Origin of the sequence: Mesorhizobium sp. (genome assembly GCF_041661565.1) — a bacterium.
Taxonomy (GTDB): Bacteria; Pseudomonadota; Alphaproteobacteria; order Rhizobiales; family Rhizobiaceae; genus Mesorhizobium.
The window spans coordinates 20,781-36,087 of record NZ_JBAZUD010000035.1 but is presented as its reverse complement, the minus strand read 5'-3'; the positions used below and the strand labels follow the sequence as shown (position 1 = coordinate 36,087).

The 15,307-nt window shown below is 64.4% G+C and carries 12 protein-coding genes, 1 tRNA gene and 1 pseudogene; 8 read left to right on the top strand and 6 right to left on the bottom strand.

Translation table 11 applies throughout. The features are described 5' to 3' along the window. Positions 1-49 precede the first annotated feature (49 nt). Positions 50-126: transfer RNA gene (locus WC739_RS08940), tRNA-His, on the top strand. A gap of 99 nt (positions 127-225) precedes the next feature. Here WC739_RS08940 and WC739_RS08935 read toward each other — a convergent pair. Next, positions 226-342, bottom strand: a pseudogene (locus WC739_RS08935) (LysR family transcriptional regulator); the annotation flags it as partial. A gap of 185 nt (positions 343-527) precedes the next feature. Here WC739_RS08935 and WC739_RS08930 point away from each other — a divergent pair. Genes WC739_RS08930 through WC739_RS08900 form a run of 7 tightly spaced genes read left to right on the top strand, consistent with a single transcriptional unit; the run spans position 528 to position 8,653 of the window. After that, positions 528-2,537 carry a CocE/NonD family hydrolase gene (locus WC739_RS08930; protein WP_372952668.1) on the top strand — a complete coding sequence of 670 codons (2,010 nt, stop codon included), beginning with the start codon at positions 528-530 and terminating at the stop codon, positions 2,535-2,537. Between the two features lie 18 nt (positions 2,538-2,555). Then, positions 2,556-3,506, top strand: coding sequence for an ABC transporter permease (locus WC739_RS08925; protein ID WP_372952667.1), 951 nt, complete (start codon positions 2,556-2,558; stop codon positions 3,504-3,506). Continuing rightward, a complete protein-coding gene (locus tag WC739_RS08920) occupies positions 3,490-4,377 on the top strand; it encodes an ABC transporter permease (RefSeq protein WP_372952666.1) in 888 nt (295 codons plus the stop codon). Before WC739_RS08925 ends, WC739_RS08920 begins: the two co-directional genes overlap by 17 nt. Next, on the top strand, positions 4,374-5,339 hold the full coding sequence (locus WC739_RS08915; RefSeq protein WP_372952665.1) for an ABC transporter ATP-binding protein: 966 nt from the start codon (positions 4,374-4,376) through the stop codon (positions 5,337-5,339). The genes WC739_RS08920 and WC739_RS08915 overlap by 4 nt, the downstream gene beginning before the upstream one ends. After that, a complete protein-coding gene (locus tag WC739_RS08910; protein ID WP_372952664.1) occupies positions 5,336-6,364 on the top strand; it encodes an oligopeptide/dipeptide ABC transporter ATP-binding protein in 1,029 nt (342 codons plus the stop codon). Before WC739_RS08915 ends, WC739_RS08910 begins: the two co-directional genes overlap by 4 nt. A gap of 1 nt (position 6,365) precedes the next feature. Further along, positions 6,366-7,928 (top strand): ABC transporter substrate-binding protein, encoded by a 1,563-nt coding sequence (locus tag WC739_RS08905; protein WP_372952663.1) that lies wholly within the window; start codon positions 6,366-6,368, stop codon positions 7,926-7,928. A gap of 44 nt (positions 7,929-7,972) precedes the next feature. After that, positions 7,973-8,653 carry a TetR/AcrR family transcriptional regulator gene (locus WC739_RS08900; protein ID WP_372952662.1) on the top strand — a complete coding sequence of 227 codons (681 nt, stop codon included), beginning with the start codon at positions 7,973-7,975 and terminating at the stop codon, positions 8,651-8,653. A gap of 48 nt (positions 8,654-8,701) precedes the next feature. On the opposite strand, the gene WC739_RS08895 is transcribed toward WC739_RS08900, so the two are convergent. From WC739_RS08895 to WC739_RS08875, 5 genes are all read right to left on the bottom strand, one after another. Next, complete coding sequence (locus WC739_RS08895) at positions 8,702-10,240, bottom strand: trimethylamine methyltransferase family protein (protein WP_372952661.1); 1,539 nt, start codon at positions 10,238-10,240, stop codon at positions 8,702-8,704. 9 nt (positions 10,241-10,249) lie between these two features. Beyond that, a complete protein-coding gene (locus tag WC739_RS08890; protein WP_372952660.1) occupies positions 10,250-12,352 on the bottom strand; it encodes an FAD-dependent oxidoreductase in 2,103 nt (700 codons plus the stop codon). Between the two features lie 262 nt (positions 12,353-12,614). After that, positions 12,615-13,292, bottom strand: a complete 678-nt coding sequence (locus WC739_RS08885; protein ID WP_372952659.1) for a GntR family transcriptional regulator — start codon at positions 13,290-13,292, stop codon at positions 12,615-12,617. Positions 13,293-13,399: 107 nt separating this feature from the next. After that, positions 13,400-14,377, bottom strand: a complete 978-nt coding sequence (locus tag WC739_RS08880; RefSeq protein WP_372952658.1) for a transketolase family protein — start codon at positions 14,375-14,377, stop codon at positions 13,400-13,402. Further along, complete coding sequence (locus tag WC739_RS08875) at positions 14,374-15,258, bottom strand: transketolase (protein WP_372952657.1); 885 nt, start codon at positions 15,256-15,258, stop codon at positions 14,374-14,376. Before WC739_RS08875 ends, WC739_RS08880 begins: the two co-directional genes overlap by 4 nt. Positions 15,259-15,307 lie beyond the last annotated feature (49 nt).

Below are 15,307 nucleotides of genomic sequence, written 5' to 3'. Positions count from 1 at the left end.
ACGGAGCAGATCGCGGGACTTTCCAACCTCGATCCGTTCAGGCGAACGTGCCGTTGTAGCTCAGATGGTTAGAGCGCCGGATTGTGGATCCGGAGGTCGCTGGTTCGATCCCAGCCAACGGTACCATTGGGCCTTTCTCCAAATAATTTCTGCTTTTGCTGTAGAGTTTTATGACTGCGGTTGAGGATCTGCGCTCTTGTGCCCATCCTCGGAAAGCACGGCGCGCTACCAGACGCGCTCGAACAGCAGTGCGCCGAGACAATCTTCCAGATCTTGGACCTGACGGCTGACGGATCTCTGGGTGCGGTTGAGCTCTCTGCGGGCGCAGGTGAAGCTCGCGCGCCTTGCCGCGCATCTTGGATTGAGTCACCGCCGCGAAATCCTGGAGGAAATGCAAACAGGCTGGTTTGTCCGGTGACTGCATCGGATTTGTCCCCTGTCTTCATCAAAAAGGTGCGAAGCGGGATTGCGGGTGAAATCGCCTTGTTGTACGAACGTTCAACAAGGCGACCCAACGAGTACCTGCCGTGGTACGAACAGAATTCCCGCTTGCTGTCGAAACCGTCGATCCGCTCTGGATCACGTTGGCCGACGGCACCCGCATCGCCGCCACTTTGTGGCGACCGCGCACCGATGCCAGGGTACCGGTCGTCGTCGAGATGGTGCCTTATCGCCGCCGTGACGGCACTGTTGCCCGCGACATCGACATCCATCCCTGGCTAGCCGGGCACGGCATTGCCTGCGCCCGTATCGACATCAGGGGTTCGGGCGATTCCGACGGCGATCTGGCCGACGAGTATCTGCCCCGCGAACAGGAAGATGCCTGCCAGATTATCGCCCATCTGGCGGCCCAGCCTTGGTGCAACGGCAATGTCGGCATGACCGGCATTTCATGGGGCGGCTTCAACGCACTGCAGGTCGCGGCGCGCCGGCCGCCGGCCTTGAAGGCGATCATCACCAACTGCGCCACCGACGACCGCTACGCCGACGACATCCACTATATGGGCGGTGCGCTGCTGACCGAGCAGGAGATGTGGTCGAACTTCATGCTGGTGAAGAAGGCGATGGCGCCCGATCCGCAGATCGTCGGCGATGCCTGGCGTGCCATGTGGGGGAGCCGGCTTGCTGCGACAACATCGCTGTCGGAAATCTGGCTCTCGCATCAGCGCCGTGACGATTACTGGCGCCAGGGTTCCGTCTGCGAAGACCATTCCGCGATTGAATGCGCGGTCATGGCCGTCTGCGGCTGGGAGGACAGCTATTCGAACTTCGTGCCGCGCCTGCTCGAACATCTGCCTGGACCGAAGCTCGGCATCGTTGGTCCGTGGTCGCACGCCTATCCCTGCCGCGGCGCGCCGGGGCCGCTGATCGGCTATCTGCAGGAAGCGCTGCGCTGGTGGCGCCATTGGCTCTGCGGCGAAGACACCGGCATCATGGACGAGCCGCTCTACCGTGTCTGGGTGACCGGCGAAGAGCGGCCGCAGCCTTTTTATCTGCCCGATCATGCCGGCAGCTGGGCCGCGGAGGATCAGTGGCCGTCGCCGCGCATCGAGCGTCGGGCTTTGCATCTGAATGCCGCCGGACTGAGCAGCGAGCCCTCGCCGGGTGCGATGCGCTCAGTCTGCTCGCCCGCCACCGCCGGGCGCGATTGCGGCCGCTGGGGCGGCTATGGCGGCTCCTGTCCGGACATGCCTATCGACCAGCGCCGCGAGGACGGTCTGGCGCTTTGCTTCGACACGCAGCCGCTGGACGATGACATGACATTGCTTGGTGCGCCGGAACTGGATCTGCGCGTCAGCGTCGACCAGCCGCATGTCAATCTCGCCGCCCGGCTCTGCGATGTCTATCCTGATGGCACCTCGGCGCTGATGACCTATGGCGTGCTCAATCTCAGCCATCGCGACAGCCATGAGCATCCGACACCGTGTCCGGTCGGGACGCCATTTCGCGTGCGGCTGAAACTCAACGATTTCGCCCGCATCGTGCCCAAAGGCCATCGTATCCGGCTGGCGCTGGCCAACCAGCATTGGCCGATCCTGTGGCCGCAGCCGAAACTGTCGACGCTCTCGGTTGCGACAGGTGACAGCACGGTGATGCTGCCGGTACGTCCGCCGTCGCCTCGCGATTGCGACGTCCGCTTCGAGCCCGCCGAAACCGCGCCGCCGGTTCCGACCACCACGTTGGACGAGGGCTTCGACCGCCGCATCGTCACCGACGATGTTGGCGCGGGCGTGCAGACCATCGCGCTGACTTCCGACCACGGCCGTCGGCACTATGACGATCGCGCCATCACCGTCTCCTCGGCCAACAGCGATACGATGAGCATCCGTGCCGACGATCCGCTGTCGGCAAAACTCGTCACCGAATATCGCTGGGCGATTGCCAGCGGCGACGCCGACACCGAAGCGATCGCCGTGACCGAACTGACATCGGATGAAACCCATTTCAACCTGAGTTGGCGGCTTGAGGCGCGAGAACGAGGCATAATCGTCCACAGCGCCGCGGCAACGCGGCGCATCAGGCGCGAATTCGCCTGAGGAGAGGGGGAGGGACGGATGCTTGCATATGCAGTGAAGCGCATCGGTCTCGGCCTCCTGATCCTCGTCCTCGTCATGATCGCCATGTATGCGGCAGTCTTCCTTGTGCCCGGCGATCCGGCAACTGTCGCGCTGGGCCCACGCGCCACGCCGGAACTGAAGCGGCTGCTGATCGAGCGCATGGGGCTCGACCAGCCGGTCTGGTGGCAGATCATCGAATTCTTCCGCAACGCGCTGACCGGCAATCTCGGCTTTGACGTCTGGTCGAACCGGCCCGTGTCCACACTGGTGCTGGAAGCACTGCCGAACACGCTGATCCTCGGCCTGACCGCGCTTACCGTAGCGCTGTTCATCGGCGTGCCGCTCGGTTGCCTGTCGGTCATGCGGCGCGGCACGGCAGCTGATGCGGTCATCGGCGTGCTTTCTGTCGGCGTCATCGCCGTGCCGTCCTTCGTCGTCGCTATCTATTCGCTGCTGCTCTTTGCCGTCACCCTGCGCTGGCTGCCGGCGATCGGCGCCGGTGAGGCGGGTGACTTCGTCAGCCAGGCCAAGGCGCTCATCATGCCGGCGGCGGCGATCGCCCTTGGCTGGATCGGCTACATCGCCCGCATGGTGCGCGCTTCGATGATGGAGGTGATGGGCGAGCCGCACATCCGCACCGCGCGCTCGTTTGGTTTGCCTGAATGGAAGATCGTCTCGAAATACGCACTGCGCATCGCCATCATCCCGACCATTTCGCTCGTCGCCGTCGGCCTCGGCAGCATCCTGTCGAGTGCCGTCTTCGTCGAGGCGGTGTTTGCCCGGCCAGGCATCGGCAAGCTGATCACCGACGCCGTCAACACCCGCAACTATCCGGTGGTCATGGGCACGGTGCTGATCATGACCGCCATCTACGTCTCCATCACCATTGCCGCCGATCTCTTGATCGCGCGGCTCGATCCGAGGGTTCGTGATGTCTTCCGTGGCTGATGCCTCGTTGTCCGTTCCGGACCGACAACGGTTTCCGCTGCTGCGCGCGTTGCTAGCCGATCCGTTCACCTGCGTGGCGGTGATCCTGGTCACAGGTTTCCTCGTCACCGCCATTTTCGCGCCGTGGCTGGCGCCCTATTCGCCGCTCAAGATCGATGTGCTGCACAAGCTGCAGCCGCCATCGGTCGAGCACTGGTTCGGCACCGATCATCTTGGTCGCGATCTGCTGTCACGCGTCATTTATGGCGCGCGCACCGCGCTCACCATCGCCATGGTCTCGGTGGCCATCGCCGGAGCCATCGGCCTGATGCTCGGCCTGATTGCCGGCTACGGCCCGCGCTGGCTCGACGCCATCCTGGTGCTCACGTTCGACAGCCTGAACTCGCTGCCGATGATCATGTTCGCGCTCGCCATCATCACCGTGCTCGGCGCCGGCACGGGCACGCTGATCATCGTCATCGCCGCGACCTCGTTTCCGAGCTATGCCAGGTTGATCCGGGCGCAGACACTGGCGCTGAAGAACAGCGACTACATTCTCGCCGAACGCCTGATCGATGCCAGTGCCGCGCGCATCATCTTCATCCATCTTCTACCCAATGTCGTCGGTCCGCTGATCATCCTGCTGTCGATGGACATTCCGGTCGTCATCATGGTCGAGGCGGGCCTGAGCTTCCTCGGCCTCGGTGTGCGGCCGCCAACGCCGTCCTGGGGCTCGATCCTCTATGACGGCTATACCTCGATCCGCGCCGCGCCGTTCATGGTGATCTTCGGCGGCCTGCCGCTGGTGCTCGCCACGCTCGGCTTCACCTTTCTTGGCGAGGGCCTGCGCGACTATCTCGACCCGCGCCTGCAATTGCGGAGGCCGGCATGACCGGCTCACTCGCCGCCAGCGACCTCAGCGTCCGCTACGAGACGCCGCATGGCGCGGTGCACGCGCTACGCCATGTCGATATCGAGGCACATCCAGGCGAGGTCATCGGCATTGTCGGCGAGAGCGGCTGTGGCAAGTCCACGCTGGTCACCGCCTTGGCCAATTTGCTGCCGGCCAACGCCCGCATAGACGGATCGATCCGCTACAATGGCGTCGACCTGGCAAAGCTCGACCCACACCGCCAGCGCCTGCTGCGCGGCGACGAGATCGCGCTGGTCAGCCAGGACCCGATGACGGCGTTCAACCCGGTGCTGACCATCGGCGACCAACTCGTCGACTTCCAGCACCATCGCAAGGATCTTGGCCGGGCGCAGAAACGGGCGCGCATCGCCGCCATGCTCGGCCGCGTCGGCATCGCCGACGCCGAACGGCGCATGCAGAACTATCCGCATGAACTGTCCGGCGGCATGCGCCAGCGCGTCGCGATTGCCGCCGCCCTGCTGACCGATCCCGGCCTGCTCATCGCTGACGAGCCGACGACGGCGCTCGACGTCACCATGGAAGCGCAGATCATCCATCTGCTGCGCGAGCTCAGGCGCGAATACAACGGCATCATCATCGTCGTCTCGCACCATCTCGGCGTCATCGCCGAACTCTGCGACCGGGTCTATGTCATGTATGCCGGCGAGGTGGTCGAAGGCGGCGAAGTCGACGCGATCTTCCACGATGCCAGGCATCCCTACACGCAAGCGCTGCTCGCCTGCGATCCGGCCCGTTTCCATGAGCGGCTGGACAGGCTGCCGACCATTCCCGGCTCGCTGCCCAACCTGACCCAGCCGCCGTCGGGATGCGTCTATGCACCGCGTTGCGACCGCGCCTTCGCGCCCTGCGCTGCAATCGCGCCGCCGCTGGTGAAACTCGGTTCAGCCCATGTCGCGCGCTGCCATGCGGTGACCCCATGAGCCCGCTTCTCGCCCTCGAAGACCTCTCCGTGAGCTTCACCAGGGGCGGCCTGCTCAACCGGCTGGTCAATCCGTTCCCGTTGCCCGGCTTCAATGTGATTGACGGCGTGACGCTGTCGCTGATGCCAGGCGAGACGCTTGGGCTGGTCGGTGAATCCGGCTCCGGCAAGACGACGCTTGCCCGAACCATCCTGGGCCTCGTCAGGGCCGCCGCCGGCCGCATCGTCTTCGAGGGCAGGGATGTGGCGACGCCGGCCGATTTCCGCGCCATGCGCCGGCGCTCGGCGATGATGTTCCAGGACCCGGTCGCCTCGCTCAGCCCGCGCCTGCGCATCGGCACACTGCTCACCGAACCGCAGATCATCCAGGGCGTGCCGATGCCGGATCGCCGCGCCGCCGCCAAGGCTCTGCTGGCGCTGGTCGGTTTGCCGGCATCCTTCGTCGACCGTTTTCCGCATGAGCTGTCGGGTGGTCAGGCGCGCCGCGTCGGAGTTGCGCGGGCGCTGGCGATGAAACCGCATCTTCTGCTTGCCGACGAGCCGACCGCCGGCCTCGATGTCTCGGTGCAGGGCGACGTGCTGAATTTGATCGGCGAGCTGAAGCGCGAACTTGGCTTCGCCGCCATGATCGTCACCCACAACCTCGCCATGATCCGCCATGTCAGCGACCGGCTGGCCATCATGTATCTCGGCAGGCTGGTCGAGACGGGCCCGACGCAGGACGTGTTTTCCGCGCCGATGCATCCCTACACCGCGACGCTCATCCAGTCCGAGCCGATACCCGATCCGCGCCGGCGCAGCCAGAACCCTGCTGTCACCGGCGAGATCCCGAGCGTGTTCCGGCGGCCTTCGGGCTGCGAATTCCACACGCGTTGTCCGATCGCACGCGAGCGCTGCAGGACCGAGGCGCCGGCCTATCGGCCGATGGGCGCCGATCGGATGGTGCGCTGCCATTTCCCGCTTGAGACAGGCGGGCAAGAACGGGAAGCCTTCTCACGCGCTTCCGCCAACCAAAGGGGAAACTGAGATGACAGAATGGACCATGGACAGACGTGCATTCCTGAAGGCAGCCGGCGTGCTGGGCGCCGGCCTGGCGATGAAGCCTGGTTTTGCCTGGTCGGCTGCCGGCGACACGCTGCGCATCCGCATGGAGGGCGATCTTCAGTGCCTCGATCCCGCCTTCATGAATGGCGGCATCGAGGATGTCATGATGCGCGGCATCTATGTCTCGCTGAACCATTTCGGCGACATCAGGAAGGGCTCGCCCTGGTCGCTGTGGGGTGCCGAAAAGCTCGAGCAGAGAGACCCAAAGACCATCGCTTTCACCTTGATCGACGGGCTGAAATGGTCTGGCGGTTTCGGCGCGGTCACCGCTGACGACGTGAAATTCTCGTTCGAGCGCATCGCCGACAAGGCGCTGGCATCGCCCTGGGCCTACCAGTTCGAAAAACTCGATCGGGTCGAGGTCGTCGATGCCCGCAACGGCATCATCCACCTGAAGGAACCCTACCAACCGATCTTCGTCACCAGCCTGCCCTATTATGGCGGCCACATCATCAGCCGCGCCGGTACCGAGAAGGCGGGTGGCAAGTTCACCACGCAGCCGCCGGCGACATGCGGGCCCTATCTTTTTTCGGACTGGCAGCAGAAGCAGAAGGTGACGCTGACGGCCAACCCGGACTGGCCGGGTCCGAAGCCGGACTTCAGCAAGGTCGAGATCTATGTCGTGTCGGACGATCAGGCAGCACAACTCGCCTATGAAGCGGACGCTTTCGACTACACCAAGATCGCCATTTCTGCGACCAAGGCTGTCAAGGCAAGCCCACCCGCCGACACGGCCCTGATCGAGGCGCAGTCGACGCGCTACGTCTGGCTTACCATCAATATGCTGAGCCCACGGCTCAAGGACCTGAAAGTCCGCCAGGCCGTGCAATATGGCGTCGATGTCGGGCAGGTCCTCACCGGCGTCTATGACGACCTGACCAAGCGCTCGACCGGCGTCGTCCAGCCCGGAACCAAATTCGCGCGCGCCTCGAATCTGATCGCGGCGCCCGATTATGAGAAGTCGGCCGCGCTGCTCAAAGAGGCCGGCGTCAGTGACCTGTCGCTGACCTTGACGGTGATGAACGATTCCATCCGCACCGCGACCGCGCAGATCATCCAGGCCAGTCTCGAACAGGCCGGCATCAAGGTCGAAATCCAGCCCTATGACGAGGCCGCCTTCTGGGGTGTCGGCGACAAGACGCAAGGCGACGGTTACAAGAACATTGACCTGGCGCTGATGGATTTCGCCGGCGGCATCGATCCGTCGGAAAACCTGGTCTGGTTCCGGCCCGACCAGATCGGCGCCTACAACTGGTCCGGCTTCGACAGCGCGGAGTTCGAGACCAGCTACCAGCAGCTGGTGGCGGAAAGCGACGAGGCCAAGCGGATCGTCCTGTCGAACCGCATGGAGGATCTGATGGAGCAGTCCGGCGGCTTCGTCTTCATCTGCCACCAGCCGCTGGTCGCCATCCACAAGACCGCTTTCGACCCGGTTATCTATCCGGACGGCCACCCCAATCCGGTGCTGTTCAAGAAGAAGGCCTGATCCCTTTCCGTGGACAGAAAAACCACGATCGTTTAGCTGGAGTCATGACGGAAGCAGGATCAAGCCCTGAAAAACGCAAGCGCGGCGCCAAGAAATCGCCGCCGCGCTTCAGCCGTGAACAGGCCGACGTGCGCCGCTCCATGCTGGTCGAGGCGGCAACGCGCTGCCTCTCGGTCGGCGGCATCGGCGCCTTCACCATCGACCGCATCTGCAAGGAGGCCGGCGTCTCGCGCGGCCTCATCAACCATCACTTCGAAAGCCTCGATGGGTTGCTTGTCGAGGTCTACAAGTCTTCGCTCTATGCCAGCGTCAACAACCAGATCGCCGATGCCAAGCGCCGCCGTGCGGAGACTTCCGATTGGTCGCCGCAGGCGGCCCTTGCCGCGTTGGTGCACTCCAATTTCTCGCCCGAATATTTCAGCCGTGAGAACCTGCTGATCTGGCTGTCGCTATGGGGCGAGATCGCCGTCAACCCGCGCCTCAAGGCGGCGCATCGCGAACTCTATGACGCCTATCGGGCGGAGCTTGCGGAGGATATCGCCGCGGTCGCCGTGCCGCGCGGCAAGCAAGTCGACGCGCCTGCGCTGGCGCGCAATTTCATCGCCTTGGTCGACGGGCTGTGGCTGGAATGGTGCCTCGATGAAAGCGTGGTGACGCCACAGGCGGCGGAGGCAGCTGGGTTCGAGATGCTCGAGGGGCAGGTGGGGCCTTTGCGGGGCGGATAACGATTGCAGGTCGGCGCTGCTTGGCGCTAACCTCAAATGAACTCGCCCTCAATTCAGCGGCGAACCACCCTCGCGTTTCCGCCGCTCCATATAGTCGCGCAACGCCTCGTCGATGCCGGGGTCGATCGGCGGCTGTTCGTATTCGGCGACCATGCGTTTCCACACGACATTGGCGCGCTCGCGTGCCGTGACCTGGCCGCGCTCCATCCAGGTGTCGTAATTGTCCCAGTTGGACACCATCGGCGAATAGAAGGCGCGTTCGTAGCGTTGCATCGTATGTGCCGCGCCGAAGAAATGACCGGCCGGGCCGACCTCGCGCACTGCCTCCAGCGCAAGCGTGTCGATGTCCACCACCGGCGGGTCGAAATAGGCCGACATCATCTGCAGCATCTCGGCGTCGATGACCAGTTTCTCGAACGATGCGGTCAGTCCGCCGCCGAGCCAGCCTGCGGCATGCAGCACGAGGTTGGCGCCGCCCATCAGGCAGCCCCACAGCGACATCGCGCTCTCATAGGCGGCCTGCGCGTCGACAGAATTGGCGGCGGTGACGTTGCTGGAGCGGAACGGCACGCCGATCAGCCGGCAGAGCTGCCCGGTGATCTGGGCGGCCTGCGTGTATTCGGGCGTGCCGAAGGCCGGCGCGCCGGTCTTCATGTCGACGTTCGAAGTGAAGCCGCCATACATCACCGGCACGCCGGGGCGCACGATCTGGGTCAGCACGATGCCGGCCAGTGCCTCGGCATGTTGCTGCGACAGCGCGCCGGCAAGCGTCACCGGGCTCATCGCGCCGGCCAGCGTGAACGGCGTGATGACATTGACCTGGCCATGCTCGGCCAATGTGATCAGCCCTTCGGCCATCGGCTCGTCCAGCTGCAGCGGTGAATTGGTGTTGATGATGCCGGTGAAGACCGGCATCTCGCGCGCCAGGTTCTCGCGCGTCGTGCCGAGCGAGATCGCCACCATTTCGAGCGCGTCGATGGCGCGCCCGCGGCCGAGCGTCTGCGGCTGCCAGTTCTTGTCGAGCAAAGTGATCTCGGCATAGTAGAGGTCGAGATGGCGCGTGTTCTGGTGCAGGTCGAGCGGCTCGAACGGGCCGCCGCCTTCCTGGTGCAGCACGTTGAACGACTGGATGAGTTTCAGATAATCGCACATCTCGGCATAGGTGCCGGGGCGGCGGCCGCGATCATTGTCCATGACATAGGCTGGTCCGCCGACCGATGACAGGATGCAGTGCCGTCCGCCGACCTTGACGTTCCTTTCCGGATTGCGGGCGCGCAGTTCGAAGCATGACGGCGCCATGGCGACGCGCTCCATCACCATGGCGCGGTCGAAGCGCACGCGCAACTCGCCTTCATCGACGTCGCAGCCGGCGGCGCGATAGAACTGCCGCGCCTGCGGCTGCAGCACGCGCATGCCTATCTCTTCGAGGATGGTGAGGCCCGTCTCATGGATCGTCCGCACCTGGTCATCAGACAGGATCTCGATCGGCGCGTAGGGCCGCGTCAGTTGCTTCCACGGCCGCTGCTCGATACCGCCGACCTCGCGTTGCGGGCGGCCGGGTCTGCGACGTGCCGTGATCCGCTCCATGGCCTTCTCCTATTCGGCTGCCGTCCGCATATCGAAATCCTCCACCGCATCGACGATCGGCGTGTCGCGGCGGTAGGGCTGCCAGCGGGCCTTCGCACCGATCTCTTGAGCCAGCTTGTGGCCGCTGTGCACGGCGTGGGCGATGGCACCCGGGGCCAGCGTGTCGCCGATGCGGTCCACGCTGCGGATCCCGGCGGCAGCAAGATCGTCAGCGCGGTCCGTCAACGTCTCAAACAGCTCGCTGCGTGGCAGGCGCAATCCGACGATGAGCACCGAGCGGCACGCTATGCTGCTATCCTCGCCGGTGAACAGATGCGCCAGCGTCGCTGTCTGGCCGTCGAAGGATTTCAAAAGATGCAGCGTCGTCACCGGCACCTTGCGGCGCGCCAGCGCGCGATGCACCAGCGGCAGCTCATTGGTCATGATCGTCCAGGCGGACGCCTGGCCGGCGGGCGTGACATAGCTGACCGGGATGCCGTTCGCGGCGAGATGCTCGGTGAGGACGCCGCCCATGTAGTAATTGTCGAAATCGAAAACCAAGGTCGGTCCTTGTGGAAGCCGGCCGGCGGCGATGTCGTCGGGTGTGAAAACATCGGGGTGGTCGAGCATGCCGACCGGAATCTCCATCGAGGAATAGAGCATGTTGGTCCAGCGCGCGCCGGTGGCCAGCACCACGCGCTCCGGTGCCAGATCGATGATTTCGTCCGTGCCCAGCGTGCTTTCGGGATAGAGTGAGACGTTGCTCATCTCGCCGAGACGGCCGAGGCGGTAATCGACGACGCGGTTCCAGGCCGAGAGACCGGGCAAGGTCTTCTCGAAGGTCAGCCGTCCGCCGAAGCCGCGGCTGCTGTCGGCGAGCGTCACCTCATGGCCGCGCCGGCCGAGCGTCAGGGCGCATTCCAGCCCGGCCGGCCCGCCGCCGACAATCAGGATGCGTTCTGGCGCATCGGTGCGCTCGACCCGTTCGGGATGCCAGCCGCGCCGCCATTCCTCGCCGGCCGTCGGGTTCTGGGTGCAGCGCACCGGCACGCCATCATGCCAGCTTGAAATGCAGATGTTGCAGCCGATGCATTCGCGAATCTCGGCCTCGCGGCCCTCACGGATCTTGGCCGGCAGGAAGGGATCCGCGATCGAAGGCCGCGCGCCGCCGATGAAGTCGAGCACCCCGCGTTTGATCTGCGACACCATGGTGTCGGGCGAGGTGAAGCGGCCCACACCGACTACCGGCTTCTTCGTCAGCGATTTGACGAAATCGATCACTGGCTCGTGGCTGCCTTCCCCGGTGAAGCGCGACGCCGAACAGTCGGTCGGACTGGAGTCCATCTTGACGTCGAACAGGTCGGGCAGGTCGGCCAGCAGCTCGATCAACTCGTGCGCCTCCGAGGGCTGGTTGCGGCCGGGCCGGCCGCGCAGCTCCTCAAGGCTGACGCGCAGCGCGACGCCGCAATCCGTGCCGACCGCGTCTTTGGTGACCTCGATCATCTCGCGCACGAAGCGCACCCGGTTCTCGATCGGTCCGCCATATTGGTCGGTGCGGTGGTTGTATTCCGGCAGCAGGAATTCGTAGCCGAGATAGCCCATGCCGGCATAGACATAAACCACATCGAAACCGGCCGTGCGCGCCTTGCGCGCCGCTTCGGCCTGGCACCGTAGCACCTCGCGGATGTCGGCCTTGTCCATCGTCTTGGGCCGCAGATTGCCCATGAAGCCGACATGCGTGGCCATCCATGGGATGCCCGACGGCGACAGCGGCGGCAGGCGGCTCGTCCTGTTCATGACGGAGGCGCCGCCGTGCCAGAGTTCCACGCCGGCAAGGGATCCATGGCGGTGCACGGCCTCCGTCATCAGCGCATGGGCGCGGATGTCGTTGTCGTCCCAAAGGGTGGCGAAAGGCAGCGGTGCATCGTCGGAGCTCGGATCGATCGAACAGGCGCCGGTGCAGATCACGCCCCAGCCACCCTCGGCCTTGGCCTCGCGAAAGGCCGCACGTACACGCGGCAGCGCGTTGGTCATGCCGCTCGCATGCGGCACCTGATAGAAGCGGTTCGGCGCGGTGACCGGACCGATCGGCATCGGCTCGAACAGGATTTCATAGCGGGGATTGCAGGTCATCTGGCTTCGCAGAAATGCTTGTTGAACGATCGTATAACAAGCATATTCGCACGAAGCGCGGAACGCAATGGCCGGCGTGGGGGCACCGGCCCCTGGGGGCGAAACGGTCACCATTCGCCGCCTTGGAACGAGTCTGGCGACGAGTGGTGGGGAAGGTTCAAGCAGGACGGTGAGAGGCCAAATGCGACGGCGTATTGAAGTTGCTCACCGCCGAGCCGCTTTGGTCGAGCGCATGCTTGGCAGTCACTGCCTGAAACTTGCCCTAGCCAGCAACGAAGACTTCATGCGCCTGGAGGAAGCGGAGGAAATCGTCGCCGCCCAGGATGAGGTCCTGCTGCATGGCGGTGCGCGCCTTTTCCGAATTCTTCTCGCGCAGGCCCTCGATGACCCTCTCGTGCTCGGCGGCGCCGACATATTTGTGGTCGCCTTCGTTGAAGAATACCGTGAGCATCGGGCCCATCGAGACCCACAGGCTCTCAATGTGCGACACCAGCATTTCCATGCCGGACAGACGGTAGACGGAGAAGTGGAAGTCACGGTTATAGCGGAAGGAGAGTTCCGGATCGCCTGCGCGGTCGGCCTTCTCGAAGACTTTCTGGATGCCGGTCAGTATGTCGATGTCTTGCTTGGTCGCGTTCTGTGCCGCAAGTCCGGCGGCAAGGCCTTCCAGTGACAGCCTTATGGTGCGGACCTCCATATAGCGCGCGAGCGTCAGCGCCGGAACGGTGACGAAGCGGCCAGAACGCAATTCGAGTCCGCGCTCGCTGACCAGCCGCAGGCAGGCTTCGCGAGCAGGAGTGACGCTGGTGCCGAGCTGGTCGGCAAGATCTTGCATTATCAAGCGCTGGCCAGGTCGGAATTGCCCGGCAATCAACCCTTCGCGGAGCGCGACATAGGCGCGCGCGGAAAGATTGCCCTGCTCGAGTGGCTGGATGTTCACGGCAAAGGTCTCCTCGACATTGTGTCTAGCGTCTCGTGCCCGCGGTGATTCTACAAGATATGACCAATAGACGCTTTTTCCTTCACTGTACTGTTCAGCCGGCTGTCTCAGGACAGGCAGGACTGCGCGACGCTTTCGACGCCGGCGGCATCGAGCTTGTAGTGGCGGTAGAGGTGCGTGGGCGGCGCGATCAGGCTGTATTCGTCCTTGATGCCGTGCCGGACCAGGCGAGCCCCGCCGCCTTCCTCGGCCATAACCTCGGCAACGGCGCCGCCCAGGCCGCCGAGGATGGTGTGCTCCTCGACCGTCAGGATGATGCGCGACTTGCGCGCCGCCGCCATCACCGCGTCGCGGTCGAGCGGCTTGATCGTGTGCATGTCGATCAGGCCGACGGAGTGGCCCCTGCCGTTCAGCGCCTCCATCGCCTGTTTGGCGGAATGGACCGCCATGCCACACGCAATGATGGTGATGTCGTTGCCGATGCCATGGATGATCGCTTTGCCGAACTCGAACGGCACGTCCTCGGCGTAGACGACCGGATCGTGGCCGCGAGAGATGCGGAAATAGATCGGCTCTGGATGATGCACGGAAGCCCGCAGCGCGGCCGCGAATTGCGGGCCGTCCGCCGTCGAGACGACCGTCAGGTCGGCGATGGAGCGCATGATGGCGATATCTTCCGTGGCATGATGCGAGGTGCCGTAGAAGCCGAGCGAGATACCGGTGTGATGGCCGATGAGGCGGACCGGTTGGGCGCAGTAGGCGACGTCCATGCGGATCTGTTCGCAGCACAGCAGCGCCAGGAACGATGCGAAGGTCGCCACATAGGGCATCACCCCGGTGGTCGCCATGCCGGCCGCTGCCGAGACCATGTTCTGCTCGGAAATGCCGAACTGCGTGAAGCGCTCCGGAAAGCGCCGGGCAAAGCCGGCGAGGCCATTGGAATGCTGCAGGTCGGCGGTGCCTGCGACGATCGGATGACCGGCTTCGGCCAGTTCGATCAACGTATCGGCGAGCGTGGCGAGCGAGGGCGCACGCTTGTTGAGTTCGCGATACTGCCAACTGTCGGGGTGCAAGGCAGCGCTCATTTCGCACCTTCGAGGATCATGTCGCGGGCGCGCGCTTCGTCTTCGGGCGCGAGATAGCCGAGATGCCATCCCGGTTCGGTTTCCATGTAGTCGATGCCCTTGCCCTTCATCGTCCTGGCGATGACGCAGCAGGGCTTCTCGCGCTTCGTGTCGGCCTTGATGGCGCGCAGCAGGTTGGCGAGCGCAATGACGTCGTGGCCGTCCACCTCGTGTACCTCCCAGCCGAACGCCCGCCATTTCTCGTCGAGCGGTTCGACCGCGGCGACATCGTCGACCTTGCCGTCAAGTTGATAGCCATTGCGATCGACGATGGCGACGAGCCTGCCAAGGCGGTGGGTGGCGCCGCTGATGGCGGCCTCCCACACCTGGCCTTCCTGCATCTCGCCGTCGCCGAGCAGGACGAAAACGTTGAAATCCTGGTTCTGGAAGCGGCCACCGAGCGCCATGCCGACGCCGTTGGAAAGCGCATGGCCTATCGAACCGGAGCTGAAGTCGACGCCGGGCACCTTGCGCATGTCGGGGTGATCGCCAAGCGGGCTGCCGAGGCGGGTGTAGTCGTCGAGCCATGAGCGGTCGAAGAAATCGAGATCGGCAAGGATCGGGAACTGGCCGACGGCCGCGTGCCCCTTGCCCATCAGGAAACGGTCGCGCTCGGGCCAGCCCGGCTCGCCGCGGCGGATCCGCATCGTATCGTAGTAGAGCACCGAGAAGATCTCGGCACAGGAGAACACGGACGAATAGTGGCCGACCTTGGCGATCGAGATCAGCCTGATCGTTTCAAGCCGCACGAAGCGCGCACGCTCGCGCAGATGGGCTGCCTGCTCGTCCGATATCCCGTCATCGCCATTGCTGGGCCACCGCCTCGCGCCTGAAGACGCCATGCTGTCTCTCCTCCCGGTTTTCGTGCTCGAATACTCGACAACTTATAAG

What these genes read in the sequence shown, in the direction of transcription:
- WC739_RS08925 (WP_372952667.1), top strand. Translation starts at nt 2,556, where the DNA reads ATGCTTGCATATGCAGTGAAGCGCATCGGTCTCGGCCTCCTGATCCTC.
- WC739_RS08920 (WP_372952666.1), top strand. Translation starts at nt 3,490, where the DNA reads ATGTCTTCCGTGGCTGATGCCTCGTTGTCCGTTCCGGACCGACAACGG.
- WC739_RS08915 (WP_372952665.1), top strand. Translation starts at nt 4,374, where the DNA reads ATGACCGGCTCACTCGCCGCCAGCGACCTCAGCGTCCGCTACGAGACG.
- WC739_RS08910 (WP_372952664.1), top strand. Translation starts at nt 5,336, where the DNA reads ATGAGCCCGCTTCTCGCCCTCGAAGACCTCTCCGTGAGCTTCACCAGG.
- WC739_RS08905 (WP_372952663.1), top strand. Translation starts at nt 6,366, where the DNA reads ATGACAGAATGGACCATGGACAGACGTGCATTCCTGAAGGCAGCCGGC.
- WC739_RS08900 (WP_372952662.1), top strand. Translation starts at nt 7,973, where the DNA reads ATGACGGAAGCAGGATCAAGCCCTGAAAAACGCAAGCGCGGCGCCAAG.
- WC739_RS08895 (WP_372952661.1), bottom strand. Translation starts at nt 10,240, where the DNA reads ATGGAGCGGATCACGGCACGTCGCAGACCCGGCCGCCCGCAACGCGAG.
- WC739_RS08890 (WP_372952660.1), bottom strand. Translation starts at nt 12,352, where the DNA reads ATGACCTGCAATCCCCGCTATGAAATCCTGTTCGAGCCGATGCCGATC.
- WC739_RS08880 (WP_372952658.1), bottom strand. Translation starts at nt 14,377, where the DNA reads ATGAGCGCTGCCTTGCACCCCGACAGTTGGCAGTATCGCGAACTCAAC.
- WC739_RS08875 (WP_372952657.1), bottom strand. Translation starts at nt 15,258, where the DNA reads ATGGCGTCTTCAGGCGCGAGGCGGTGGCCCAGCAATGGCGATGACGGG.